Origin of the sequence: Microcoleus sp. LAD1_D5, from assembly GCF_036702115.1 — a bacterium.
Taxonomy (GTDB): Bacteria; Cyanobacteriota; Cyanobacteriia; order Cyanobacteriales; family Microcoleaceae; genus Microcoleus.
Genome location: NZ_JAUBSA010000016.1, coordinates 66,496 through 93,016, shown reverse-complemented (window position 1 = coordinate 93,016; position 26,521 = coordinate 66,496). Strand labels below are relative to the sequence as shown.

Genomic DNA, 26,521 nt, shown 5'->3' with positions numbered 1-26,521 from the left:
ACTGAACCCATAATTTGTTGCAACCATTGCGATAACTTCTGCTCTAAAACTTTCGGGTCTAGTTTTTCAAACACCCGACGAAATGTATCATCGCTGGGGATGCCATTTGGTAACTCTAAAAATTCTTCTAACCATTGCTGCTTGCTGAGTCCATAATTTTCGATGTCTTCCCACCCCTGAGCTCCTGCAATCGTAGCTAATATGGTAATGACCAGAATGTCTTTAAGTAAATGTTGTTTAGTTCGCTCTACTCTCGGATCTGGTATGTCATCAAAATAAGTTGATAAGCAAGCTCGTAAGTGTTGCATGGAGAGTGGTTGAGACCTGTCGGGTTTCGGTGATGATTTTGCCTCATTCACAACACGATTGAATCCTTTCTCCATTAATTTTTCCTCACCATTCGTGACACAGATGAAGCAGTATTATAGAACCCATTTGACATCTTTGAGGCTGCGAGTCGAGCGCCCGTTGTCTGTCGAGCGCCCCTTATCTGTCGAGCGTCGGTTGCCTGTCGAGCGTCATAAATATCTCAAATGGGTTCAAAAGAACCGCTATTGACAGGATGCTCCTTTATATCTTGCCCTTTTTGTCAAGTACAATTTATACCAAATTAGATGAGCTTACCCTGGGGCTAAACCCCTAATCAATTCCTCAATTCCATGTAGGGCAACATTTGCGAGTAGGGGTGAAATAACCCCACCCTGTGGTGTCCCTTCATCAGTTGGGAACAGCTTGTTTCCATCCATAACACCAGCTTTTAACCAAGCTCGGATTTGTCTCCGTAGGGTAGGATAAGTATTCAATTTTTTGAGAAGTGCATCGTGATTAATACGGTCGAAGCATTTACTGATATCGGCATCCAACACATACTTGGATTTATTGTGTATCGCACAGTATATTGCTCCTATCGCATCGTGGCATGAGCGTCCGGGTCTGAACCCATATGAGTTAGGTTCAAATCGCGCTTCCCATTCTGGTTCTAACACCAGTTTGACTAACGCTTGCAAGGCTCGGTCTTCCATTGTCGGTATACCTAAAGGTCTTTCCTCATCTGTTCCTGGTTTGGGTATCCAAACTCGGCGTGTTGGTTTAACCTTAGAACCCAGTGATATTTTATTTATCAACGCGAGACGTTGCTTTGGGGTCAGCGATTTAACGCCGTCCACACCTGCCGTCTTCTTACCGCGATTATCCTGAGTTACCCGACGAACCGAAGCGGCTTTTGCTGCCCAAGAACTTATCAACAGTTTCTGGAGTCTGCGTACTAGCTTGACATCACCACGATTAGACGCTTGATATATCCGCTTTTGCAATTTAAAAACGTTACGCTCTAGCTTTCGCCAGTTGATATCGTTCCATTCATACATCGGTTTTTCTGCCGTGTTCATAACATATTCATTGCTACTTGTAGCTATACCATCCGTATTACCGTAAGTCCGTTAGCATATCCTCACCATTACAGTGAGGCGTTGGCTTTTGACTCAATCTCTCCCACCCGTTACCTGGAAATCCAGATGTTTCGTCTTAGCTGACTGCTCGAAGTATTCGACCTCTCCGAGAGTAATCAGGTGGGTTACTTCGTTCCTCATAACCATTGGTTTGTTCCGTTAGGATGTCACCTTTTCACCGAGTTTTTGGGTAACGTACGTATGTCGAGTAAAATCCTCATACCACCCTGTACTAATGCCCTTTTGGGACTACCAGCGTATAAAGCCTTATTTCGCTGGATCGCCATAACGATGATTCACACAGTGACTTTGCTTTCGCTATCCGTAGGAACTTGGTTACGGGATACCACTTTAGGCTAGTAGCTCTTTCCGCTTTTACCTCCGCTTCACCGATTGATGGCTAGTCGCTACAGTGGGAGATATGCTTTCACCTCTACGTCTGAGGGACAGGACTTAACACTTTCTAGGGTACTGATGTTCACCTGCAAGGTTATGAAGTTGTCATCTACAAGGGATTAAAGTGCGAACTCAATCCTAATGGATTACCCTGTAGAAGCCAGTCATCTCCCAATTGCTCGGTTTCGACTGAACGAATCGCACTTTAAACAGGCATTCAAATCGCGCTCTACCGATAGGCCGCAAGCAGGACAATCGTAAGTCCGAAGGCTTAGTGGTATATCTTTTTTATGCCCGCAATTGGCACAAATCTTAGAACTGGGGAACCATCGATCTACCAGCACTAAGCTCGCCCCATACATTTTGCACTTATAATCTAACTGCCGCCTAAATTCGTAAAACCCTAAGTCGGATATTGCCCCAGCCAGCTTGTGATTTGCCAGCAAGCCTTTAACGTTCAAGTCTTCAATCTTAATTAGCTTTAAAGTGTTCGCTAAGTAAGTCGTCAACTTGTGGAGGAAGTCTTTACGAATCCGAGCTATTCGTGCGTGGAGTCTGCCGATATTGTTGTAAGTTTTGCGCTGGTTGCGAGAACTTTTTATTGGCTTTGATGCTTTACGCTGTAAACTAGCAAGCTTGGTTTTCGCTTCCTTTAACGGTTTTGGTGCATCAAAGACTTGATGGTTTGACAGCGTGGCAAAAGAATTAATGCCTACATCGATTCCTACAGAGTTCTCAGGCTGTTGAACTGGCAAACGTTCTGCATCAACGCAGAAGGAAACAAACCAGTGGCTCCCCTCTTTTGAAATCGTAAAAGTTTGAGAGACCAAGCCACATTCTAAGGGTTCATAAAGCCGAAAAGTTCCCAAAGTCGGAATCTTAATAGTGTTGCCTGCGGTTAGTAAAACTTTTCCATTAGACGAATCAACCGTGAATGATTGACCGTCTCGGCGACTGGCAAATTTCGGATGACCGAATTTCCCCAAGCGATACCGACTAAACGCTTCTTTCAAGTCAATCAAAGCGTTTTGGTAAACTCGGCTGGACAACTGATTCATCCAAGCGCATTCAGGTTGTTTCTTGACGTGGTTGGTAAGAACTTTCTTGACTTCGTTGATGACCTGTGAGTCCGAGAGATTCCTCTCACCATACATTTGGACTCGCAAGCTCAAACCCATGTTAAATATTACACGCCGAAATCCTGCGTGTTTTGCCATCCAGGTCGCTTCATTGTTATTCAATTTGAGCGCTCGCTTGACGGCAAACATGGTTAAACCTCCTCTCGGTAATTAATTGTGGACAAGTTTAGTAAACTATTTGGCACGCTATGTCCAACTCACATCCCCAATTATCAGCATTTCTCCTAGCTATCCGTTGGATTTTCCGGTAACGCCCTATCCAGAGTATCAGAATTTGCCTCTCGTGGGTAAGTTTTGATTGCCCATTCTGTTTGGCGGAGGACGCCCCGCAGCATGGCGACTTCATCCACTGTCGGATAGGCTCTGTTGTACAAACGCCGAAATTTTTCCATCCGGCTTGCTGCTGTGTGCTGCTGCAAATATCCTATTTTTAACAGCAAAGTTTCTAGTTGCTGGTAATATCCCTCTAAATTTTCCAAGGGAGCCGATTCCTCCGGGCAACTGACAACTGACAACTGACAACTGACAACTGACTTGTATAGTTCGTAACAGCAGATAGCGACGGCTTGGGCGAGATTTAGGGAAGTGTAGGCATCGCTGCTGGGAATGCGGATCAGGCGTTGAGCGCGGTTTAATTCGGCATTGGTCAAGCCGCAGTCTTCTCGGCCGAAAATGAGGGCGCTGGGGGCTTCAAGGAGCCAAGGCAAGGCATCTGCGGGTTCTTCTAGTTGTGTTGGCAACGATCGACAATCATCCCCTGTAGTTGCGATCGCTCTGACACACCCAACCAAAGCAGCCGGCAAACTCTCGACTACTTTGGCCGTTTCCAATATGTCGGCGGCGCGAACTGCCATCAGTCGGGCCTCTTCCCCTAAATAATCGCATTGGGGATTTACCAAAACTAATTGGTGCAAACCCATATTTTTCATGACGCGGGCAACAGAACCGACATTCAATGGGCCAGCAGGTTCGACTAAGACTATTCGGAGGTTGGCGTCGGCCGTTTCGAGCATTTTTATTTGGGGAGGTGTTTTGCAGAAATTGGGTTGTTTCCTTAGCAACAGGCTTTCCGGCCTGTTCCACAATCAAATTTAACTCTTGTGGAACAGGCCGGAAAGCCTGTTCATAATCGCAAGATGCCTGTTCCACAATCAAATTCAACTCTTGTAGAACAGGCATCTTGCCTGTTCCTGAAAATGGTACAAGATGTGAGTTAGTAATGTACTTTCCAAATTAGCATGGCAAAGCAGCGATCAAAATCTGATTTACCGACAAAAATTTGCCCGGTGTGCGATCGACCTTTTACTTGGCGCAAAAAATGGGCGGACTGCTGGGATGAGGTCAAATACTGCTCCGAACGTTGTCGTCGCCGCCGTTTGGCGGCTCAAGATTAAGAATTTAAAGCAAGTTGCTCGATCAAAGCTAAGATTGCAAAGGAAAAATTTTAGGTTATTAGGTTATAAATTATGGCATCGCAACAAGTGCAACCAAAGCTAGTTATTCACGGCGGTGCCGGCAGTTCTCTACACAGTAAAGGCGGAATTGAGGCGGTGCGGAAATCGCTTTACGATGTTTTGGAGGAAGTTTATCCGCTGCTGAAAAACGGTGTCAGTGCCGTAGATGCAGTGGTGCGGGGCTGCCAATTGTTGGAAGATGACCCGCGATTTAATGCCGGTACGGGTTCTGTGGTGCAGTCGGACGGTCAAATTCGGATGAGTGCTTCGCTGATGGACGGTTTGATGCAGCGTTTCAGCGGGGCGATTAATGTTTCTCGCGTTCAACATCCGATCGAACTTGCTCAATTTTTGCAGCATTCGGACGATCGAGTTCTCTCTGATTTTGGTTCGGCGGAATTGTTGCGAGAACTTCAATTGCCGATTTACGATCCGATGACGGATTTGCGTTTGCACGAGTGGATGCAGGAACGCCAAGGCAATTTTAGCAAAGCAATGGCTGACGTGGTTGCCGAACCGGCCGGTATGGGTACGATCGGAGTCGTAGCTTTGGATGTGCATGGACGCTTGGCTGCTGGGACTTCGACTGGTGGCAAGGGTTTTGAGCGGATTGGGCGGGTTAGCGACTCGGCGATGCCGGCAGGAAATTACGCGGCCCAAAGTGCGGCGATAAGCTGTACGGGGATTGGCGAGCACATTATGGACGAGTGTTTGGCCGCGCGAATTGTGGTTCGGGTTACAGATGGTTTAAGTTTGAAAGCTGCTTTTGAGCGTTCTTTTACTGAGGCTGACGAACGTCAACGGGATTTTGGCGCAATTGGAATTGATGCTAGCGGGGCGATCGCTTTCGGCAAAACTAGCGAGGTGATTTTGGGTGCTTTTCACAACGGTAGAGAAATGGGCGATACTTTGGAAATGAGCAAGGGAACGCTGATTTTTATTGCTTAGCAAAGATTAGATTTGTTGCTTTTGTTGGATGCGATCGCGTGGCGAATACGCGATCGCATGATTGGGACTACCTCCTGTTTACGTCTTAACCGTCTTGGGGGTAGCTATACATAACATGAGTTCAAAGGATATTAAAGAATTAGCAGAACTGCTTCGACGCTTGCAGCAAAAAGATAAAAATCTTCGCGTGTTCGGCACAAATTCTCACACATACAAACTGGGACAAACGCTTACGGAAGCAGAGTTGCAGAATTTCGAGCAGAAACATAAAATCAAGCTGCCCGAAGATTACCGTTTATTCTTGAAAGAAATTGGCAACGGTGGAGCAGGGCCGTTCTACGGTTTAGAGCCTCTTGAAAAGGCAGCACAGTATCGCGATTTGAGCAAACCGTTCCCCTTCACCAAAGCAACAGACTCTTATTCAGATGAGGAGTTGGAGAAGTGGGACGATACAGACGAATACCCCGGCGCGTTGGAGTTATGCCATCAGGGGTGCGCCATTTACTCTGATCTGGTTGTAAACGGCCCCGCACACGGCACGATTTGGAACGGCAGGGAGGATTTCTATCCAACGGAATTGTCTTTTGGCAGATGGTATCGCCGCTGGGTTGAGAAGGCATTGCGGACTCTTGAGAACGAGCCGCTTGTGGATAAGCTCGCGTTGGGAATGTCAAAGCAACAAATCTTAGTGGCAGCGGGAGGCGACTGGCAAGAACGAAAAGCCCTTGAGCGCCCCATTTATTTCTTTGAAGCTCCAGAAATCCCGGCTCAAATTGAGTTAAATGAAGACAGGATAGTTATCAAAATCAATCGTTCGCCTTTCATCTTAGCGCGGCCAGAGTAAATGTGGCATTACGTCATAATTAATAACGTCCTTATTGCCTAGGGGTTGCTATAATACCCGCTTTATTTTTTAGTGTCTTAGAAAGGGACGAAAGTTTGTGTAGTTTGAGGTAAAAAGCGATTTCAATGGCCGAGTGACACAGAAGATAACTAACATGGATTTGGTAGAAAAAACCTTAAATCAATTATACTGCAACAATTTAAGCGATCGCCCCTAACCTCTCTAATCTTAAATCCGCAGTTGCCAAAGTTTAACAGTACCATTCTCCCCGCCGCTGACCAGAGTTTCGCCCAAAAGCCCGATCGCCACCGCAGACACAGGGCTAGAATGTCCATCTAAAGTGTGCAGCAATTCGCCGCGAAGATTCCAAAGTCTAACAGTACCGTCAAAACACCCCACTGCAAAGTATCTCCCATCAGGGCTAACTGCGGCGGCGGAAGTGATACGAATTCCTGTTTGGAGAGAATGCAATAATTCCCCTGTTTGCAAATTCCACAGTGCGATCATTTTGTTGCCGTGACTGACGATAATTTTGCTATCTGGAGTAATTGCAACATAATTTTCGCTGCCAAATGTTCGCCTCACTTCGCCTCCCGGCAATTCCCACAAAGTGACTGTGGCGCGACAGAAACCGCTGGCTGCATTTAGGCCGCTAGCTACTAACATTTTGCCGTTGGGACTCAGGGCGATCGCACTAATGTCATCCCCTGGATAGCCTTCCAAAACTTGCAGCAGTTGGCCGCTGTTGAGGTGCTGAAGCTTGATTGTGCCTCGGGTGGTGCCGATCGCCAACATTTGCCAGTCGGGGCTGACAGCGACGGATTCGTGGCGATGCACGTCTGCCAAACGCTTCAGCAGTTCGCCGTTTTGCAAGTTCCAGAGTTTGACTGTTCCCGCGCGCGATCGTGTCAGCAGTGTTTTGCTGGCAGGGCTGAAAGCAACTAGCAATACTGCTGTTGAATGTCCGAAAATCGTCTGCTGCAGTTCACCGCTGTGCAAACTCCAAATTTTCACTGTACTGTCGTCAGAGCCCGTTGCCAGTAATTGTCCGTCGGGACTGATAGCTGCAGACAAAATCCTGTCTGAATGGTGAAGAGTGGCTTTTAAGATGGCACCGGTTGAGGTTTTTGGCTGCGTTTTATATCCGGCTATTTCCAGCCAGTCGATCGCATCTCTCCAATTTTTGAGAGCATTTCGGGGCCGATTTGTCAATAATTCTATGTATCGGTACAAAGTTTTTGACAAATCAACTTCGACACCTTTGATTTGTTTGTTGAGAAAAACCGCAATTTCCGCTGGGCTGTAGCCACACAGTAAGCCACAGAGATGCCGCTTTTCTACGGGTGTCAGCCCTCTTCTGGTGTGGGGGGCGAATTCTTGTTTGGCAGTTGCCAAGTCGGTATAAAGCTTTTGGATGTCCCAGCCGTTGCTTGCCCGTGCAAATGGTTCTTCTGGTCGATCGAGGGTAGAGGGTATCATTTGCGGCAGTCGCGATCGAGTTCCTAGTCAAATTCCTAACCAAAATCCTAACATTGGCTGTGCGCGATCGAACTGTTTTCACCGCTAATCTATTTTTAACACAGCAAACAGGGGAAAGAGTTTCCGGTGAAAAATGTGCCGAAATCCTTACCTTTACAGTTTGCAAAAGAACTTTACACCAACGGGAGAAACACCAAATGTCTATTATTGCGATCGTCTTCTTTTTTGGCTGTCTTGGCTTTATTTTAATTTTGGTTGGTTATATCTGGGGATTATCTCAAGCTATTGAACAAGAAACTCTGTGGGGATTGGTTTACTTTTTTGTTCCCTTTGCTTCCTGGGTATTTCATATTAAAAATTGGAGTAATAAAAAATTTAGAAAACCATTTTTACTTCAACTTGCTGGATTCCTCATGTATTTCTTGTTAGGCATTATTATTGCATTATTGCCTGTAATAGGTCTTCTCAAAACCGATGGTTCTGTGCCTAATGTAGATCTGGGGTCTAACGAGCAATCGCCATCTTCTTTTTCTTCGGCTTTCAACACTTATCCCTACCTCTATCAAGAGTCATCTCCTGCTGCCGAGCCATCTCCTACTTCTGCTGCAACTGTGACTGAGCCTAATTATGCTCGTGTGGCTGCTCAAAATTCTGACTTCAAACAATCGATGAAAGTAGGCTATATCTACTACGGGCAGGGAGACTATCAAACGGCTTTAATCAATTTTAACAGAGCTTTACAGATACGTCCGGGCGATGCTTATGCTGTCAAGGCTGTTGACAACACCCAAAGTGCGATCGTCCAAAGCAGTGTCAAATAAGCCGTGCATTAAAAATTGCGTACAGTGGATAGATAAGTAATTCACATTATGTGTAAATTTTTCCAATAAAATGATTAAAATTCTCACACCAACACCGACCCAACTAACAATTCAATCTTCGAGCGCCTGGGATGGTTTGCTATTAATTTCTCCCTTCATCGTCATTGGACTATTGCAGATTATTTTGGCATCAAATTGGATAGGTGGAGGCATATTTCTGTTATTTTCGCTGTCTTTGTTGGACGGCGCGATAGATGAAACATATATTTTTGATAAAACTTTTAGCAAAATGACCATTAAACGACGGGGTGTTTGGCTTAATGATGTTACCGAATGCTCAAGTCGCGAGATTTCTACGGTGGAATTAGAGGAAATAGCAGATAGCGAGGGAAATCGTAGCTATTATGTTAATTTGTGGATGTTGGGCGGGGATCGCATCTGCTTGAGAAGCGATTCACTAACAGAACAATACAAAATGGCTGAGTTGATTCGCCACTATATCTCGATTAGGGATAATCGCACGCTTAACAATATATTTGCCCTCCAAGTCCGTGAACCATAGCTATCCCCTAGGGAATCGCCCAAATCAATACCTAACGATAATTAAGTAGGCGCAAATAAACTTTACAATGTAACAAAATGTAAACGTGTCTTCACATTTGCGATTACTTTCCTGGGGCTCGCGAAAGCTAACGTTTCACTCGCTATAACATAATTAATATACTTTTAAGATTCATCTACTTTAAATCACGAAAAGCTATCTTAAACCCAGCCGCAGGAAAACTCGCGACATTTGTTGTCGATCAGACATTTTAGTGCTAACCTTTTACCAAAACAAAAGAGGTCATGGCACAGGACGACTTCAAATAATATATAAGTTAACAATTGGGCTGATCGGGGTTAGCAAGGCGATATGTAACATCATTTTGGGAAGTTAAGGGCGAGATAAATGAAAATAATCAAGCAAACAGCAAGTGAATTAATAATTCAGACTCAAAGCATATTTGATTTTTGGTTGCCTAGTTGTTTATTCATGGCCTTTGGACTGTTCGGGCTGGCTTTTGATTATCATAAAGCAACCCTGAGCTGCCAGCGATTGCAGGCAAAACAAGGCAGTTGCCAGTTGGTGCGATCGAATTTACTGGGTTCAAAACTCCAAGAAATTGAGCTTGCTTCTTTGCGGGGAGCTAAAGTTCAAAGATGCGGCTATAAAACACGAGTTGTACTTTTGACTTCTGTTGGCCATGTTCCTTTCACTGCTAACTCCACTAATTGGGGAACCCAAGACGCTGTTGCTTCTGACATCAATTTTTTTGTTAAAAATGCAAAAGATCGATTGCTGCGCTTAAGTCAAGAAGATCACTGGTTGGGATGGACAGGAGGCATATTTTTGCTCGCAGCAGTCGGAGCGATAGTCTTGAGAAATAATGAAACCTACAGCTTCGATGGAACTTTAAACACCTTGACTGTTAAACAGCGGGGTTTGTTGGCACGTAAAGTAATTCAATACTCTCTGTGCGAGATTTATGGCGTGGAAGTCGATCGAACAAAAGATCGGCAGAATGACACTTGGTACGAAGTCAGACTATTAGTTTGTGGAGGATCTCGCATATCCCTGCCCAACACGATGAGTCCTTACGAGCAAGAAAAAATCGCCAAAGCGATTAACAACTATCTGCACGAGCAAAAATAACACAAAATAGCCGATCGCAAGAAACCCGATTTCTCAAGCTTGCGGACTTACGGAGAAACCGGGTTTGTCACCAAAAACTCTCGTAGAGTACCATCGCTCCCGTTATAAAAACCCGGTTTCTTTGGTATCGCTCGCGAGTTGCGCGAGGGGTGGAAACTCATTATCAAAAAAGTAAACAATCGTTCACTTTTTTGGTTCTTTCAACTTCCAGCCTGGCTTGACAACTTGCCGGGAACGGGCAACTACTAAACAGTCATTCGGTACATCTTCTGTCACCACAGAACCCGCCGCTACAGTAACATCTTCCCCCAAAGTTATGGGTGCAACCAGCACGCTGTTAGAACCCGTTTTACTCCGATCGCCTATTTGAGTTTTGTGCTTGTTTTTTCCGTCATAATTCGCCGTAATTGTCCCCGCACCGATGTTGACTTTTTCTCCCAAAGTCGCGTCGCCTAGATAAGACAAGTGAGCAACATTAGTTCGATCGCCGATTTGAGTATTTTTCAATTCTACAAAATTGCCGACGCGGCAGTTCGCCCCAATTTCTGCGTGTCCCCGCAAGTGTGCGTAAGGGCCAATTCGCGAATTTTCAGCAACCATACTGTCAGAAACTACCGAATAAAGCACAGTCACATTTTCTGCAATTTGACTGTTTTCGATCAAACTGCCGGGGCCGATGCGACTCCCAGAGGCGATCGAAGTATTTCCCCGCAAATGAGTTTGCGGTTCAATTACCACATCCGGCTGCAACTCTACGGTATCGTCGATCGTAATGCTGTTGGGGTCTAGCAGCGTGACTCCCGCCGTCATCCACTTGTCCTTTACCCGCGTTTGCAAAATATCGCAAGCTGTGGCTAAATGTTTGCGATCGTTAATTCCCAATATTTCTTGATAATCTTCCACATCCACCGCCATCACCGGACTGAGGAAATTTACCGTATCAGTTAGGTAATATTCTTTTTGGTCATTGTCTGCCTTCAATTCTGGCAAAATTTTCTCTAAATCCGGCCAGTGAAAACAGTAAACACCTGCATTAATTCGGTGATTTTGCTTTTGAGCTTGTGTGCAGTCGCGGTCTTCGACAATTTGCTGGACAAAGTTTTGACTGTCGGTAAATACTCGCCCGTATCCTTGAGGATTCGGCAAATTAGCTGTCAATAAAGTAGCAGAGTTTTGGTGCTGTTTGTGAACAGCCATCAATTGTTTGATAGTTTCTGCCCTCAGCAAAGGTACATCCCCATTTAAGACCAGCAAATCTCCTTGAAATCCCTCTAAGTGAGGCAGCAATTGTTGGATGGCGTGACCAGTTCCCAATTGTTCGGTTTGTTCTACAAATTCTAGGGGAGGAGATTGAAGATTTTTCTCCGATATTTCTTGACCTCTAATCAGAGATTCTTTAACGAGTTCGCCTCGATAACCGACGATGACAAGTCGCCTGGTAATTTGGATTTCTTGACAACTTTGGAGGACTCGCTCAACTAACGATCGACCGCCCAATTCGTGTAGAACTTTGGGCAAGTCAGATTTCATGCGCGTGCCGCGTCCAGCAGCTAAAATTGCTATTGCTACCATTGTACGATCGACTTATTTGCTATAAAAACTTGAATATTGACTAACTGATGATATCACTCGCTGTCCGTCGATGGCACTGCGATCGCACAAATTTTTCATCTAAAATTTCCCATCTCGCATCCGCGCGATCGAGGCTTTTTGCAGCCGGATGTCGGTTTTAGGGGCGATGCTTGCGGTTCAACTTAACGCCGTTACGGTATCTGATGTTGCGCCCCCGGTATCAATTACCAGCTTGAAGCAATGGTATTTGGCGACTTAGCGAGAGGATGTGTGGCTGTACTGCAAACCTGAGTTCGGTTCGCAGAAAGGACTGAAGTCTTTTCCCAAGGGATGCCAGGGCTAGCGAGAGTGATAATTTGCATCTTTGGGCTGGGATTTGCCACGATACATTATACTATTTGTTGAATTTCAGTTATTGTGTTTTCAACTCCAAAAAACTCTTTCTGACTTTTTCATTTTTTCTTCCTTCTACCTTCTATCTTCTGCGTTATCAGGTGTCCAGCTATGACAGAGCTTAATTTTCAGGAACTTGCCAAGCAGGGAAATCTCGCCACTGCGATCGCATCTTGGCTCAACAGCCAGTTGCAATCTGAAGGCATCACAGCCTCGGCGAATCTCGACGGCGACTGTTTGGATGTAATTCTTGAGGCCGAGCAGGTACCGATAGAAGATACATTAGTTGATTTTGTCCGCACCGAGCTGACAAATTTGCAGCCGGATTCGATTCGCCAAGTGAAGGTTGAGGGCCGAGAAAGCGGTCAGATTGCTGCTGCTTGGAGTCAAGACTTTAGTCTGGAGAACAGCACTTTTGAACCACAGAGCTTTGCAGGAGAAGCTGTACCAAATACTGGGGTTGCTAATATACAGGATCGCACAGAGATGGAGAATAATATTATTGAGGAGGAGAAACCGCCGGAACTTGCTGCATTTGAGAACCGGCTGCGATCGACTTTCATTGTAGTTGGGCTGGTGACGGGTATGTTGGCGCTCGCGGTGGTGGCGTTTGTGGGTAAAATTTTGAACCAGCCGACAGCAACTGCGGGGAATAATCCCGATGAAACAGCAGATTTAGCAACTGCACCAGATACTTTTCGAGAAGCCGTTAACAGCGCACTCAAAGCCGCAGAATTAGGGCGAGCGGCAAAAACCAAGGAAGATTGGACTACAGTTACCGATCGTTGGCAAGAAGCGGTCTCATTAATGAGAAGAGTACCAGTCTCTAGCCCCAACCATCAACTAGCTCAAGCAAAAGTAATTGAGTATCAGAAATATCTACTTTACGCTCAAGAAGCAGCAGTAACTCCCCCTCTGCCAAGTCCAACTCCCGCACCAGCCGAAAAATCACCTTCGGAAAAAGCAACTTCTAAAAAATCCAATTCGCCCAAAGAAACTTTGGAGAAAGCAACTCCTAAAAAATCCAATTCGCCCAAAGAAAATTCGGAGAAAGCAACTCCTAAAAAATCTCCTTCCGAAAAAGCAGAACCAGAGAAAAAATCTCCTTCCAGATAGACGTTAAAATATAGATTTGACAAATTATGACTGACAACACTTTAATCGTTTCTCCTGAATGGTTAGCCACCAATACCGACAATCCGCAAGTTGTAATCATTGACTGTCGGTTTTCCCTTGCCGACCCTGAATTGGGACAAAAACAATATCAAGAAAGTCACATCCCCGGAGCTTTCTATTTAGATTTAAACCGCGACCTGGCGAGTTCAGTTGGCAAACATGGCGGTAGACATCCGCTGCCAAATATTGAAGAATTAGCTGAAAAATTGAGGGCGAGCGGCATTAATTCAGCAGAAACTTTAGTCGTAGCTTATGACGATTCGCGGCTGGCTTTTGCCGCTCGTTTGTGGTGGCTGCTGCGATATATGGGACACAGCAAAGTAGCTTTGTTAGACGGCGGTTTCAGCGGCTGGAAAGCGGCCGGATATCCGGTAACAAATATTTTGCCAGAACCCCGCGAGGGTAAATTTGTTCCTCACTTGCAGCAGGATTTGGCGGTAGATATTGAGGCGGTAAAAGCGCGTAAAGACTTGCCGGGAAAGGTTTTGGTTGATTCGCGAGAAAGCGAGAGATATGAAGGTTTGCGGGAGCCGATCGACCCCATTGCAGGTCACATTCCGGGTGCGGTTAACTATCCTTGGCAAGGGGTGACGGATGAAACTGGAAAAGTGCGATCGGCATCCGAACAAAAACAGCGGTGGACGGAATTAGAAAAAGCCGAAGAAATTATTGTTTATTGCGGTTCCGGGGTGACGGCTTGCGTTAATTTACTGTCTTTAGAAATCGCCGGAATTCCCGATGCTAAACTTTATGTCGGTAGCTGGAGTGACTGGTGTTCTTATCAGTTGTAGGGTGCAGGAGCGAGATGATTGTTGACTGTTGACTGTGAGTTTTAGGGTAGCGGGCATTGATGTCAACTTAACGTTAAACCTCAGTCCGGCAGCGGTTGAAACAAGAGCCTCAAAGCTAAATTCGTCGCTAAGCTGTTCGGCATTTAAAGGAGGATAGTAGGGTGCGTCAGTCAATAAGCGTTTCCCATGTATATAGGACTTACGCATTGACAAAAAACATCATCTATGTATTCTAGACCAGGCCACCACTACTAAAGTTTGCTAAAATCGGCTCACGTATAACTGAAGTGAATAGATTCCTTTGGACTTCATACCAGTTACTAATTATTTTTTCAGACCGCATCAACTCTAATTTAACACTCATCTGGAAGTGAACAAAATACATGAGTCTTGATTGCACAGGTATCTCTTACCATGAACCGACAAATTCCATATACTTGCTTGATGGCTCTATGAAAGGTTTCAATTCGCCAATCAGTATAATGAATTGTGATAAATTCATCTCTTGTAATCTCAGGGATTTTTTCTCACTCTGGTCAAGAGAAAATATAGTGTCTAGACGCCTCTTTTTTAAAGTTTTTTCTAAACAACTTTATAAATCCCAATTCTTTTAAATGAGTTATTAATCCTGACTCAGGAATTGCCAGAGTGCTTACCTGGCAATAATTATGTGGCTCATTTGATACAGTCCTTTTTTTTTCAATTCCGAAGATAAAACCCAATTTCTGGTTTTTTAGAAATTTCAAGTTTTCCACTCCTGAATACCAACTATCTCCTGTTACTATTTTTGGCTTGACTCCCCAATTTCTTATTTCACTCACCATTTCTCTCAAGTAATCCTTTTGGGTTTTTCCTCCTTTTTATCATAAATTCTGTAATTTATTGGGACGCTCGTTACCATTAATATCGCTGTAATATAGGGGGATTAAATTTAAACCAATAATATTTTTATGAGCTTTGCCTGACCCAAAATAACTAATCAATTCGGCATTTTTAGGGTCGCTGTCAATTTTTTCTCTGACTTTATCCTCTACACTTAGTATCCCTCCTGTCAAGTTGATTATTTTCTCAATCTCGCTGAATAAGTCTTTCGGCTCCTACCTTTCTCTTAACAAAAAGCTATTGATAGAATCGTGATCAACATCTCCCAATATCTCTGATAATCTGCTACATCCTCCCAAGGCGGTGGTTCGGACAACAAAAGTCAGGTGTAAAGGTCTATATTTTATTGTGCCGTAGAGGGTTTAGTTATTTTTCTCCTTGTCCGATACCTAGAAAGTAGACGACAATTATTTATCAATTCACTGTTTGGTTATTTTGTCAATGCGTAAGTCCTAAAATATTAAAGCTATACACAGCAATGATTGCAGCATTTCCGTGAACCTCATTTTTCAGCATAGAGGCTCAAACCCTTGCCGCACCAGCCATACAGCCTAAAGATTTGACCCCCTCAAAAAAACACCTACCCCTTCACGGAAATTTCAGGAACCAGAAAGCGATTAAACACTCGCGACGGCTTCGAGTTCCGCCGCCTCTTTTTCGTTCATCTCGTCGAGTTTCTGCCAAACTTGCTGCATCAATTCATCCAACCCAACTCGACTCACAGCGGAAATCAACAAAACAGGAGCGCCACTCATTTCTTTAAGTCGGCTGATTAAATTACGGATTTCTTCGCTTTCGAGATCGATCGCATCTACCTTATTAAAAGCCAAAATCTGCGGTTTATCGGCTAAACCACGCCTGTAAGCCTTTAATTCTTCCTGAATTGTGACGTAATTGGCGATCGGATCTTCATCCGTAACATCGATCAAATGCAGCAACAACCGAGTCCGCTCAATGTGCCGCAAAAACTCGTAACCCAAACCAGCACCTTCGTGCGCTCCTTCAATCAATCCCGGAATGTCTGCAAACACCGTACCGTCTCCAGTCGGTTTTCTGACTACGCCCAAATTCGGGACTAAAGTTGTAAAAGGATAATCTGCTATTTTGGGGCGAGCTGCCGACAAAGCTGAAATTAAGGTAGATTTGCCAGCATTTGGCATCCCGAGAATTCCCACTTCAGCTAATAGCTTCAATTCCAAACGCAAAAATTTGTGTTCTCCTTCTTTTCCCGGCATCGCATAATCTGGAGCGCGGTTAGAATTGGTCAAAAAACACTTATTCCCCAAACCGCCTTTGCCACCTTTGGCAACGCAAAAAGTCTGTCCGGGCGTCACTAAATCTGCTAAGATTGCCTGAGTTTCTGCGTCGTAAACAACTGTACCGCAGGGAACTTCGATCGTGCGATCGTCCCCAGAAGCCCCAGTCATATTCTTGGGTGCGCCCCGCTGCCCGTCTTCGGCTTTAAAAATCCGGTTGTACTGAAAATCCAGCAGCGTTTGCAGGCTTTCCACTGCCACCATAAACACAGAACCGCCCCGCCCGCCGGTGCCGCCGCTCGGCCCGCCCGCCGGTACATACTTTTCTCTGCGAAAAGCTACCATACCGTCGCCGCCTTTGCCGGCTGCGACTTGAATATCTGCTCGATCGATAAATTGCATAATTTAGTCAGTAGTCAATAGTCATTAGTCATTAGTTATTATGATACCCGATCCAAGTACCATATTTCTCTTTTCCTTTAGTCCGCGTCGGCGGACTACAGCCAAGTTGAGTCGCGATTTACACGGGCCAGAAAAATATTATACCAATTTTTTAAAGTAGTGGAGAGCGAAAGATTGTACGCGACCATTTGTAGAGAAACGGCACTGCCGTGTCCGGCTCCTCAATCTGCGAGTTTTAATAATTTGTATAAGATTGAGGATGGTACCAAAACTTTTGTTGAATTAGTATTATCAAAGCAGATTTGATATGAGCAGGGCTTACCCAGAAAAACTCAATAAACCGGGTTTTTCTACTGGGGCCGATAGCTGTAACGATGTTTTTTCCTAGAAAAACCCGGTTTTTGCGTCTTGGAGGAATTAGTAGTCCTTAGTTAATAGTTACAGTCATTAATCCAAGATTTCACAAGAATGGCTAATCACTAATGACTACTGACTACTAACAATATGAGGATACATCTTCCTTACATTCATCTGCCAAATAGCAGAGAGCTCGAAAGCGCATCCCCACTAACTGTTCGTAAAGCGGGTTAATCTGGCACATCGCCGGAATGTGGACGATTTTGCGACCAAATAACACGACATCTCGCTCAAACGGACACTGCGACGGAATAATTTTACAGACAAAGTGTGCCACTTTGGGGTCGTGAATTTCCCAGGCGTCAAGCCAGTCTTTGACGGGTTGCAGGACATTTTTTTGGTGAGGTTTAGGTAGCGGAGATGAAAGGGGTGTTCCGGCGGGGGGGGCGACATTCGCATCAAAGACGATTTGGCTGCTGGGCCCCTGCGGCTCATCGCACTTGCTGTCTTCGATGGTGTGTCGCAGAGCTTCGATCGCCTCTACATTGTGACCCAAAGCTGTGCAAAACTTATAGATTACCTCGTCTTCGCTGAGCGAGTAGGTACCGTCTGCCAAAGCTACCATGACTGCTGTCCTCAAAAAATCCTCGCCTTTGGCGGTGTCTTTTCCTAACACAGCGGCTAATTCCTCTGGGGCAATAGGTTCAAAACCCGTCTCAAAAGATACCAGGTGTAGTTCATCCTGAGTTAGATTTGCAATCATTTTTTGCTCGTCTTCGTCAAAGTTGCCGTCTGCCCAAGCAATTGTCAGCAATCCCCGCAGCCAAGCAGTAATCTCTTCATTGGTGCAGGAAGATTTAGCGTTACTCATTAGCATTTCCACTTGGAGGTACCAGTCAATTTGTTCGTTTACAGCGGGCTCAATATTCCCCTCCCAATAATTTTTACTGGTTTTTTGGTCGAGGGATGATCTATTTGTAGAAGGTTTGTGCCCGAAGATTGCTCCAAACGCTTGTAGTGGACGTGTTAAAAGCATATTTGTTTCTCAGCAGCATCGCTTACTAGCGAGCTAATCTATTGGCTAATCCTATTCCCTAAAAAGTCATCTATCGGGAGGAATAGGTTGGTTGAATTCATCTTAACTCTAGTTGCACCCATCGAGATGACGATCGAATTTTATGCAAACCCGATTGCCATTAGCAACCCAATTTTTCGCAAGAAATCAAAGGTTGGCAAGCGTTGAATCTAATCAGACACTGGGTTTGTCACCCAGGGGCGATCGAACTTCGCTCTCTTTATATCTTAATATATATTTTTGTAAATTTTTGTGTATGGGCAGCGTCATATTAACAGCAAGCCGGATTTAAGCTGTTGAAATAAAAATATCTGAGGAAACTGTTACCGCCGATTAACAGTTGTGATTGCTGTGTCCGCCTAGAAATGACAAAATTTTTAACTTCGGCGACACAAAATCCAGCGCAATTCCATGGGCGGGCGTGCGTTTGCCATCGGGAAGACATCTCGACCGGTGGCCCAACTGGGAAACCAGGGGGTTGGTGGCCAGGCTCCTTCCGGCAGGTGGTGGCGTTCATATTCAAACACCAATTCATCGGATATTTGGACTAAGGGCAACCCTTCCATTGCGGTGGCGAGTTCTTGGGGGGTAAATAAAGTAGACCAGGAGAGTTGGGCAACTTGTCGCACGAGGGCATCTGGCTGGTAGTCGCCGACGGTTAAAAACGTGCTGAACAGCAACAAACCTCCGGGACACAGGGAATCGCACATTTTAGCGAGGAAAAGCCGTACTTGATCGCTGTCTCGAAAATGTGAGATGACTTCGGCGGCAACTGCCAACTGATAGCGGGCAGGTTTCATCCGCATTAAGGGGTCGAGCACATCGCCTTCAGTCACTGTCACGGGAAGGTTTTCGGCTGTTACTGCCGCTTTCAATTGTTCTGCAAAAGCGGGAGTTAGCTCGATCGCATCTACAGAATAGCCTAATCTCGCCAGCGGCAAGGTATTGCGACCGGTACCAGCCCCCACGTCCAAAATCCGCACTCGATCGGGTGTGCCCAATTTAGCAGCCGTTGTCATCAATTTTGCGTCTGGATGAGAGCCGAAAAGCGGAGGTTCTCTGGTGTCTACCCAGCTTTTGTACTGTTCTCCAACTGTTGAGGTAGTAACAATCACTTTGCAAGCTAAACCGGTTTGCGGCGGCTGCACTGATTCGTATTGCAGGATCAGCATCGATGCTGTGGAGGTGCGGTAGCCTTGTTCTAACTTGGTGGCTAAAAGCTTGCTGAGTTCGTCTCTGCGGTCTTCGGGCAGGGGTCTGTCGAGAGTGCTAAATAGCTTTTCTATCGACTTGAGATAGTGGCTTAGCATTCCCGGTACGCAGGGGAAAATTAATTCTCCGCGAGCGTTTATGCGAGTATTAATTTTGTAGAGGATAGCTTGCTGGAGAATGTCGGGATTTACTACCAGCGGTAGCTGTTCGGTCTGGTTTATTGTACTTTCGGCGCCCATAGATTCCGCGAAGAAGTCATTAGTTATTAGTCATTAGTCAGCAGTCATTAGTCATAGGGAAGTCCGTTGAGAGCTGACTGTACAATTTAAAAGTATAAAAAAGCCGATTTTAGATTTCTTTGGTTTCGTTGCTTAGTATTTTTAAGATTGTTGAAAAGGCGATTTTAGAGCTTTATTTTGCATAAATTCCCAATCTCTATTCTCAAATCGATCGACCAAGCCCAAAACCCGATTAGGTCTGAAAATCGGAGTTAGTATCAAGATAAGCTCTAGCGCATTCAAATTTTATCTTTCACGGCGAGGTGGAAAAAGCGTCAAATCCTCTCGCCTTCTCCCCTCTCTCCTTCCCCTTGTCAGCCATAACAGGCAATTTATATGGGTAGCAACTTAAAGCTGGGCTTAGTTGCTGCCGGTAAAAGTCACTAGGGGGAACCTTGACTGAGCTTCAGTCATCGGGCGCCGTCTGCCTTCCTCTTGCCAGTAGTTGATGACTTCTGTGGCTTGGTTGAGGATTTCGACGCGATCGTTATCAGCAATCCAGTGTTTGGCTTCGAGTTCGTTTTTGAGGTCTTCCCAGGCATCTTTGCGGGGCCAGAAAAAGTAGGATGTCAGCGGGCTAGTTCCTTTGCCGACCACTTGGTCAACGGCGAGGGCAACATTCTCTTCTAGCCAGAGAACTTTTAAGATGAACTTGGACAAGCAAACCTCCAGGGTTCCGATCGAACTTGTTAAAAATTTCTACAATCGCTAAGCGTAGCACACTCTGTTCGATAATTGGTCATCGGCCATGAAAAGTTTTGTGGTGCGGCTGGTTTTAGCGCCACTCAGGGGCTGGCAACAGATAAAATTTGGGTTCTCACCCGCCCTAGGTACAAGGATGGTTAATTTGTGAACAGAGTTATTGTAGTCTTCGATATTGACGGTGTGGTGCGGGATGTGTCCGGTTCCTACCGGCGGGCGATCGCCGATGCGGTGAAGCATTTCACGGCGGGTGCTTTTCGTCCGAATTCTCTAGATATCGACTCTCTGAAGTCTGAGGGAGTGTGGAATAATGACTGGCAGGCATCTTTCGAGTTAGTTTGCCGTTATTTTGAGGGGATTGGGCGATCGAGAAACGAACTCGCTCTCAACTATGACGAATTAGTGGCTTTTTTCCAAAGTCGCTATCGCGGGCCCGATGAGAAAAATTGGACTGGTTACATTTGTGACGAACCGCTGTTGTTAAGTCCGGCTTACCTGGAAAATTTAACGGTTGGGGGCATTGTTTGGGGCTTTTTTAGCGGGGCGATGCGGGATGAAGCTGCTTATGTTTTGTCAGGGAAACTGAGTTTAAATTCCCCCGTGTTGGTGGCGATGGAAGATGCACCGGGAAAACCCGATCCGGCTGGACTTTTCGCGGCAATTGAACAGTTGGAAAATCTGCACGGTTTAGAAAAAAATTTGCCGGTGATTTACGCGGGAGATACTGTTGCGGATATTTACACGGTTGTGAAGGCGCGGGAAGTGCAACCAAATCGGGTTTGGCTGGGGACTGGAATTTTGCCGCCTCATGTTTTGGATGATGCTGTGCGCTGCGAGGCTTATGCTGCGGCGCTGAAAACTGCTGGTGCAGCAGCGGTTTTCAGGAATGTCGAGGAGTTGACGGCTGCGCGGATTTGGGAATTAGTCAATTGTTAGTTGTCAGTTGTTAGTTGTCAGTTGTCAGTTGTTAGTTATCGAAATAACAAATAACCAATGATATCGTTTCCGGTTGTATCGGAATAATAAAATCGAGTCAACAGTCAACAGTCAACAGTCAACAGTCAACAGTCAACAGTCAACAGTCAACAGTCAACTTTCCCTTTGAGATTATTTCAAGTGCAAGAATTTGTCTAAGGCGCTGACTACAACTGGTGGCCAGCGACGGTTATTGGCAACCCAATCGAGGTCTTTGTAGCGGGCATCGAGGCCGACTGCGGCTACCCAATTGCTCTCAGCTTCGCCGCGCTTTCCTGCTTCCCAAAGACAGGCGCTGAGGGCGGCTCTCATGTCGGCAAATTGGGGGTATCTGCGGACGATGTTTTTCATGTTGCGAATTGCTTCTTTGGTTTGCCCGTTTTGATAAAGTGCGAGGGCGTGGTTGGCGCGGGCAAAGGCGTATTCGGGGGCTAGTTCAAAGGCTTTGCTGTAGTCGGCAATTGCTTGTTCCCATTGTCCTAAACCTGCTTCGGCGTTGCCTCGGTTGTTGTAGGCGGCTGGATCTTGGGAGTCTAATTCTAGTACATGATTGTAGTCGGCGATCGCTTCTTGCCAGCGTCCTAAACCTTCTAAGGCGGTGCCGCGGTTTAGGTAGGGATCGGGGGCGTTGGGTGCTAGTTCGATCGCTCTTTCGTAGTCGGTAATAGCGGCTTGTAGTTTGTTTTGGCTGACTCTAGAGTTGCCTCGGTTGCTCCAAGCGGCGGCTTGTGAGGGGAATTTGTCAATGATTTGAGTCCAAAAAGTTTCTGCGGCGGGAAATTTGCCTTCATTTGTAGCTTCAAAAGCTTTTTGAACGAGTTCTCCCAATTCCTGTTGGGGAGCGGTGATATCTGTTGGTTGTACTTGTGCGGTAGCGGGTGCGATATTTCCCAACCATACTAACCCGGTTACAATTAATACTGTAAAAAATGTGAGAAGTGAGCGAATCATCGTTGTTGGTAGTTTAAACTTTACTAAACATATTATCAAAAATCTGGGTTTAAAACCCTTTCCTTCTAGGACGGCTTTAATTTCTTAAATCCCTTCCTAAAAGTCAGGATTTTTCTAGTATACTAGAGTAGTCAAGGTTAAACTCCTTTGCCATCGTGAAACAGGACATGAGACACACTTTTAGGCATAAATTGTTGGACCGAGAGCAGCGAAAACTCTTTAAACAGCTAGAGGCTGAATTCAGTAAGCCTTAAACCAGCAAAAACAAACTATTTTTAGGATTGTTAAGTAGGGTAGGGCATACCCAAACTCTAGATAAATATTCTAGTACGCTTTTGGAGATAGACCCGCTGGGATTGTCTAAGTTAGGCTCGATACTTGGTTCAATTGAACGGGTATTTGGTTTAAGTAATGCCGTAAGGATAGTCAATTTTAAGGTCAGTCGCTGAATTAAGAATCCCCACGCCTTTAGGCTGGGGAGTGTCAATAACCGAATTTGCGGGCGTTGGTTGGATAAGTTATACCAATTTTTTATGAGGTTGCATAGAATCCGATCCCCCCTAGCCAAGAGGGCGGGCACGGGGAGTAGGGGTCGCACCGCCCCTACAAAGGGTGGGACAAGATTCTTCTCAAAGTCAACCCCTACTCCCCTTCTTAAGGGGGATTTAGGGGGATCGAGATATGTGCAACTTCACATTAAATTGGTATTAGGGATAATTTGGTGAAAAAACGGTTGCTAATTTTGGGCGGGACGGGGGATGCTGCTGAACTGGCGGCAAGAGCGTCTCAAATCGCTGATATAGAGGTGATATCTTCGCTAGCAGGACGCACTCAACAGCCTTTTACCCCAAAAACGGGTACGGTGCGAATTGGGGGGTTTGGTGGGGCGGCTGGGCTGGCGGCGTTTTTGCTCGTTAGCGCAGCCCGCCCCTACGGGGGCTACGCCAACGGAGAGGATCGCCCGATCGACTTTTTGATTGATGCTACTCATCCGTTTGCGGCTCAGATTTCTGCTAATGCTGCTGTTGCTGCTGCTGAATGTAATGTGCCCTTTTTGATGCTGGTGCGTCCTGCTTGGGAGAGGGTGGAGGGCGATCGCTGGATTGATGTTGCGGGCCACTCGGAGGCTGCAAGGGCTTTATTAGGGCAGTCTCAGCGGGTGTTTCTCACCATTGGTAGGCAGGAATTGGCTGCTTTTGCTGGTTTGGATGCTATTTGGTTTTTGATGCGGGCGATCGATCCTCCGGCACTAAATACTCCTATTCCTAATGGTAAATTGTTATTAGCAAGGGGGCCTTTTTCTTTGGAAGACGAGCGCCAATTACTATTAGAATATCAGATTGATACAATTGTTAGTAAAAACAGCGGGGGCGGTGCTACTTATGCGAAAATTGTTGCGGCTAGGGAACTGGGAATTCCGGTGGTGATGGTGCAGCGGCCGCCGATTCCCGATGTTGAGCAGGTTGCTGATGTTGAAGGGGCGATCGCTTGGTTAGTTAAGCAGTTATGATATCCAATTCGTTAGCATCGGAATAGTAAATTCGAGTTCACTGTTCACTGTTGACTGTTCACTGTCAACTGTCAACTGTCAACATCATTCCGGTGTTACCGGAAATGATATTAGTAGGGTTTCAAACATCGGCCAGGTTATGTCTTTGAGTAATAGTTGATTTTCTGGCTGGATGATTATTTGTTTTAGTTCTAGCTGCATATTTTGACATTTTTAATAGGATTTGAAATATCAAATAATTTAAGTTAATATACTTTAGCAATTCAGAACTTATGCGGAATTGCTGTTAGAGATTAAGATTAAATTTATTGAAAGCTATTAGGGGCACCCAGTTACGGGATCATTTCCTTCAGCAGTTCTCATGCCTCCTATGATAGTTTCCACGATCGCACACTGCTTAGCACCACCGTTAACAGTAGAAACTGTGGCAACAAATCGACTAACATTTGGATTTACTGATGTATCTAACGGAAGTCCATTTACGTTTCCCAGGTAATCAAAAGTGATTGAGGGTGCATTATGACTAAGTGCAATGGTGCCGGGTGGAATTTCGCCTCCACCATCTAACTTTTGCTCACTACCACCCGTAGCTAGTGGCGGGTTAAACGTAATTGTTGGCGGATCAACAGGTGGAGCAGAAAATGTAACTGTGATATCGCGCTTAGTTCGCTTTGCTTCGCTTTGTGCTAGTCGTAATGATTGGAAAACGCGATCGTTCACTGTGCGAACTCTTTGTCTGTTGATGAATCCCAGCCAGCTTGGAGCCGCGATCGAGCTGAATATACCTATGATTAACGCTATCACCAGCACTTCTAGAAGCGTGAATCCTCCATCATCTTTTCTGGAGGCAGTTTTGTGGAAATTAGGGCTGGGCTTGGCAGCACACTTATGCAAAAGTTTTAATAATATGGGTGGGGTTTTCATGGTACTCTCCTATTGTTTATCAGTGGCCGACGGTTCGGAAATGTGTTTCAGAAATTCGTTATTTTCCTAACCCACCTAAACCTTGTACTTGCACGGTTGCTGTTGGGAAATATGCCGATTTCGTGGTCTCATAATCAGCATCAGTTTGAATGCGGCGTAGGCTGTTTCCTCTGAGCGTCACTCTGGCTATGTTTTTAGATGTATCAACACAAGCGTAAAAGCTGTGGTTTGAGCTGTCTGTTATGAGTAAATCGTTTGGATTGAATGTTGCTGGTGGTGGTGGTGGTGTTACGGAAAGAAGAGTTTGACACTGATTTCCGGTTGGTGTTGGAACATTAGTGCTACTGTAGTGGATGTAATTAACCAATACTTCAGGAGGGGGAAAATTGGCTCCCATCGTCACATTTACTGTGGGCTTATTAAAGTCAAAGTCTTTATTAAAGGCTTGACTGCCTTTTTGAGCATCACTTAAATCTGCCGCATCGTAATAAGGTTTTGTGGCATCTATTGTGTAGGGATTTCTAACTGGCTCCCTAATTTCATAGCGAGCAATACGGGTAGGACAATTGCCTCCTGAAGGCTGACACCAAATAGAGTTAGGAGCAGTATCTCTAATCTGGTAGTAGGCAACTAAGGATAGTACATAAGTGTCGTTGCACTCACTACCGCTAGCAGGGCAAGCGCTTGGTGTTTTTGCAGTAACAGCCGAATTAATAGGAACAGCATTTTTAATTAGCTGTCGCTTCCAGAAAACTAGAATTGGAGTACCTGTGGTATTTGCAGGAGCAGGAGGAAGTTTAGTCGCGGGGTTAATAGCAGTGATTCCTGCCTGATCGTAAATATAAATAGCTTGACTCAAATCTTGGGCGATGAAATCAACGGCGGCCTGAAGGTCTTGCTCGGTATTTGACTTGACTTGTTCCCTCCTGTCGGTATTCAGCATATCGACTACAAAACCGAGCATCGGCGTAATGATTAAAAACGCCATAATTGCTCCGACCAATAGCTCAACCAGGGTCATGCCCTTTTCTGTTGGAGCTGGCCCGGAGCGGTTTCGCTGGTGCTGAGTTTTGAGAAGCAACCTGAGTAAAGTTTTCATTTTGACTGTTTCCTTTGCCAAATGGGGGGAGCGATTTTAAATTTAATAACGGGGACTTTGATGATTACTGACAGCCGGCGGCGCCATTAATGCGAGTACACAAACTGTTGTAAGCACCTTGTCGATCGCTAGCACCTATTTCTGTTCTCATTTCTACCAAAGGCGCTCGGAGATTTCCCAGCCCTGCGCTAGTAACTCCTTGCTGTACTTGTCGGTTTTGATCGGCTTGAATTTTCTGAGTTGTTAGTGCACCCACGCCACTAGCAAAAGAACTTGCCCTGTAAACCCGAACAATTAAGCTGTAGCCTGTTTTTGCCGGATTTGTAGCAGCGGGTAAGTTGTTATAGTAGTAGCCCTGAACTACAAGGTCTTCATTGCTGCCAGCGGTACAGAGTTGATCTCCATCTTTGTCTATGCAGTAAAGAGCGTTGATGTTGTTGCCTGGAGCGGGGGTGTCCTCTAATTTATTGCCTGTTGTGGACGGATCAGGAAACCCGTTAGTACCTTGTTTGAGCGCCTCAGACCTGAGCGCCTCAATATAGGTTTTGGCGGCTTGAGTGGCCATTTCTATCCGTTTGGCTTGTACGCGAGTTGCTACTGAGAAAGCCATCACAGGGGCGATCGCAATCATCAGCACCGAAACTACAATCATCGCTACCAATGACTCGATAATCGTGTAGCCGGCTTCTTGAGACTTATGTAAACTACTTTGTGGCTGTTGGCGTTTGATCATAGTAAGCACTC

The 26,521-nt window shown here is 45.5% G+C and carries 23 protein-coding genes and 2 pseudogenes; 10 read left to right on the top strand and 15 right to left on the bottom strand.

The window, feature by feature from the left end; translation table 11 throughout:
• From QUA70_RS10100 to QUA70_RS10085, 4 genes and pseudogenes are all read right to left on the bottom strand, one after another.
• The coding region (locus QUA70_RS10100) for an ISAs1 family transposase (RefSeq protein ID WP_333346682.1) at nucleotides 1–308 on the bottom strand (308 nt) is incomplete at its 3' end.
• Between the two features lie 321 nt (nucleotides 309–629).
• Nucleotides 630–1,388 (bottom strand): annotated as a pseudogene (locus QUA70_RS10095) (reverse transcriptase N-terminal domain-containing protein); the annotation flags it as partial.
• Between the two features lie 620 nt (nucleotides 1,389–2,008).
• The gene (locus tag QUA70_RS10090; RefSeq protein ID WP_333333497.1) at nucleotides 2,009–3,112 is read right to left on the bottom strand and encodes an RNA-guided endonuclease TnpB family protein; all 1,104 of its coding nucleotides are present in this window, start codon (nucleotides 3,110–3,112) and stop codon (nucleotides 2,009–2,011) included.
• Nucleotides 3,113–3,207: 95 nt separating this feature from the next.
• Entirely contained in the window at nucleotides 3,208–3,996 is a 789-nt protein-coding gene (locus tag QUA70_RS10085; RefSeq protein ID WP_333333499.1) for an RNA methyltransferase, read from the bottom strand.
• Nucleotides 3,997–4,221: 225 nt separating this feature from the next.
• Between QUA70_RS10085 and QUA70_RS10080 the strand changes: the two genes are divergently transcribed.
• The 3 genes from QUA70_RS10080 to QUA70_RS10070 all read left to right on the top strand — a co-directional run bounded on the left by QUA70_RS10080 (nucleotide 4,222) and on the right by QUA70_RS10070 (nucleotide 6,229).
• Nucleotides 4,222–4,377, top strand: coding sequence for a DUF2256 domain-containing protein (locus QUA70_RS10080; RefSeq protein ID WP_333165179.1), 156 nt, complete (start codon nucleotides 4,222–4,224; stop codon nucleotides 4,375–4,377).
• A gap of 72 nt (nucleotides 4,378–4,449) precedes the next feature.
• Nucleotides 4,450–5,385 carry an isoaspartyl peptidase/L-asparaginase gene (locus tag QUA70_RS10075; RefSeq protein ID WP_333333501.1) on the top strand — a complete coding sequence of 312 codons (936 nt, stop codon included), beginning with the start codon at nucleotides 4,450–4,452 and terminating at the stop codon, nucleotides 5,383–5,385.
• Nucleotides 5,386–5,500: 115 nt separating this feature from the next.
• Nucleotides 5,501–6,229 carry an SMI1/KNR4 family protein gene (locus QUA70_RS10070; RefSeq protein WP_333333503.1) on the top strand — a complete coding sequence of 243 codons (729 nt, stop codon included), beginning with the start codon at nucleotides 5,501–5,503 and terminating at the stop codon, nucleotides 6,227–6,229.
• Between the two features lie 228 nt (nucleotides 6,230–6,457).
• Here QUA70_RS10070 and QUA70_RS10065 read toward each other — a convergent pair whose 3' ends face one another.
• Nucleotides 6,458–7,708: a WD40 repeat domain-containing protein gene (locus QUA70_RS10065; RefSeq protein WP_333333505.1), complete on the bottom strand. Its 1,251-nt coding sequence runs from the start codon at nucleotides 7,706–7,708 to the stop codon at nucleotides 6,458–6,460.
• Between the two features lie 197 nt (nucleotides 7,709–7,905).
• Between QUA70_RS10065 and QUA70_RS10060 the strand changes: the two genes are divergently transcribed.
• The 3 genes from QUA70_RS10060 to QUA70_RS10050 all read left to right on the top strand — a co-directional run bounded on the left by QUA70_RS10060 (nucleotide 7,906) and on the right by QUA70_RS10050 (nucleotide 10,222).
• Nucleotides 7,906–8,529, top strand: a complete 624-nt coding sequence (locus QUA70_RS10060; RefSeq protein WP_333346676.1) for a hypothetical protein — start codon at nucleotides 7,906–7,908, stop codon at nucleotides 8,527–8,529.
• A gap of 70 nt (nucleotides 8,530–8,599) precedes the next feature.
• Complete coding sequence (locus QUA70_RS10055; RefSeq protein WP_333333509.1) at nucleotides 8,600–9,091, top strand: hypothetical protein; 492 nt, start codon at nucleotides 8,600–8,602, stop codon at nucleotides 9,089–9,091.
• A 387-nt stretch (nucleotides 9,092–9,478) separates the two neighbouring features.
• On the top strand, nucleotides 9,479–10,222 hold the full coding sequence (locus QUA70_RS10050) for a hypothetical protein (RefSeq protein WP_333333511.1): 744 nt from the start codon (nucleotides 9,479–9,481) through the stop codon (nucleotides 10,220–10,222).
• Between the two features lie 183 nt (nucleotides 10,223–10,405).
• On the opposite strand, the gene glmU is transcribed toward QUA70_RS10050, so the two are convergent.
• Nucleotides 10,406–11,794, bottom strand: coding sequence for a bifunctional UDP-N-acetylglucosamine diphosphorylase/glucosamine-1-phosphate N-acetyltransferase GlmU (glmU, locus tag QUA70_RS10045; RefSeq protein WP_333346673.1), 1,389 nt, complete (start codon nucleotides 11,792–11,794; stop codon nucleotides 10,406–10,408).
• 504 nt (nucleotides 11,795–12,298) lie between these two features.
• Between glmU and QUA70_RS10040 the strand changes: the two genes are divergently transcribed.
• Entirely contained in the window at nucleotides 12,299–13,303 is a 1,005-nt protein-coding gene (locus QUA70_RS10040; protein WP_333346671.1) for a hypothetical protein, read from the top strand.
• A 26-nt stretch (nucleotides 13,304–13,329) separates the two neighbouring features.
• The gene (locus tag QUA70_RS10035) at nucleotides 13,330–14,154 is read left to right on the top strand and encodes a sulfurtransferase (protein ID WP_333346668.1); all 825 of its coding nucleotides are present in this window, start codon (nucleotides 13,330–13,332) and stop codon (nucleotides 14,152–14,154) included.
• A 232-nt stretch (nucleotides 14,155–14,386) separates the two neighbouring features.
• On the opposite strand, the pseudogene QUA70_RS10030 reads toward QUA70_RS10035, so the two are convergent.
• The 5 genes and pseudogenes from QUA70_RS10030 to QUA70_RS10010 form a co-directional block, all read right to left on the bottom strand.
• Nucleotides 14,387–15,376 (bottom strand): annotated as a pseudogene (locus QUA70_RS10030) (IS701 family transposase).
• Nucleotides 15,377–15,653: 277 nt separating this feature from the next.
• Nucleotides 15,654–16,694 carry a GTPase ObgE gene (gene obgE, locus QUA70_RS10025; protein WP_333346665.1) on the bottom strand — a complete coding sequence of 347 codons (1,041 nt, stop codon included), beginning with the start codon at nucleotides 16,692–16,694 and terminating at the stop codon, nucleotides 15,654–15,656.
• 496 nt (nucleotides 16,695–17,190) lie between these two features.
• Nucleotides 17,191–17,928 (bottom strand): Mo-dependent nitrogenase C-terminal domain-containing protein, encoded by a 738-nt coding sequence (locus QUA70_RS10020; protein ID WP_333410392.1) that lies wholly within the window; start codon nucleotides 17,926–17,928, stop codon nucleotides 17,191–17,193.
• Between the two features lie 575 nt (nucleotides 17,929–18,503).
• The gene (locus QUA70_RS28580) at nucleotides 18,504–19,145 is read right to left on the bottom strand and encodes a class I SAM-dependent methyltransferase (RefSeq protein ID WP_445251625.1); all 642 of its coding nucleotides are present in this window, start codon (nucleotides 19,143–19,145) and stop codon (nucleotides 18,504–18,506) included.
• Between the two features lie 831 nt (nucleotides 19,146–19,976).
• A complete protein-coding gene (locus QUA70_RS10010; RefSeq protein WP_333037125.1) occupies nucleotides 19,977–20,288 on the bottom strand; it encodes a 30S ribosomal protein PSRP-3 in 312 nt (103 codons plus the stop codon).
• 177 nt (nucleotides 20,289–20,465) lie between these two features.
• Here QUA70_RS10010 and QUA70_RS10005 point away from each other — a divergent pair, with 177 nt between their 5' ends.
• Nucleotides 20,466–21,254, top strand: a complete 789-nt coding sequence (locus QUA70_RS10005; protein WP_333346660.1) for a TIGR01548 family HAD-type hydrolase — start codon at nucleotides 20,466–20,468, stop codon at nucleotides 21,252–21,254.
• Nucleotides 21,255–21,425: 171 nt separating this feature from the next.
• Here the strand turns inward: QUA70_RS10005 and QUA70_RS10000 are convergent, their stop codons facing one another.
• Entirely contained in the window at nucleotides 21,426–22,244 is an 819-nt protein-coding gene (locus QUA70_RS10000) for a tetratricopeptide repeat protein (RefSeq protein WP_333346658.1), read from the bottom strand.
• Between the two features lie 721 nt (nucleotides 22,245–22,965).
• Here QUA70_RS10000 and QUA70_RS09995 point away from each other — a divergent pair.
• On the top strand, nucleotides 22,966–23,754 hold the full coding sequence (locus QUA70_RS09995; protein ID WP_333346656.1) for a cobalt-precorrin-6A reductase: 789 nt from the start codon (nucleotides 22,966–22,968) through the stop codon (nucleotides 23,752–23,754).
• 318 nt (nucleotides 23,755–24,072) lie between these two features.
• On the opposite strand, the gene QUA70_RS09990 is transcribed toward QUA70_RS09995, so the two are convergent.
• From QUA70_RS09990 to hpsB, 3 genes are all read right to left on the bottom strand, one after another.
• Complete coding sequence (locus QUA70_RS09990) at nucleotides 24,073–24,678, bottom strand: prepilin-type N-terminal cleavage/methylation domain-containing protein (RefSeq protein WP_333333530.1); 606 nt, start codon at nucleotides 24,676–24,678, stop codon at nucleotides 24,073–24,075.
• Nucleotides 24,679–24,736: 58 nt separating this feature from the next.
• A complete protein-coding gene (hpsC, locus tag QUA70_RS09985) occupies nucleotides 24,737–25,777 on the bottom strand; it encodes a hormogonium polysaccharide secretion pseudopilin HpsC (protein WP_333333532.1) in 1,041 nt (346 codons plus the stop codon).
• 64 nt (nucleotides 25,778–25,841) lie between these two features.
• The gene (hpsB, locus tag QUA70_RS09980; RefSeq protein WP_333333534.1) at nucleotides 25,842–26,510 is read right to left on the bottom strand and encodes a hormogonium polysaccharide secretion pseudopilin HpsB; all 669 of its coding nucleotides are present in this window, start codon (nucleotides 26,508–26,510) and stop codon (nucleotides 25,842–25,844) included.
• Between the last annotated feature and the right edge of the window lie 11 nt (nucleotides 26,511–26,521).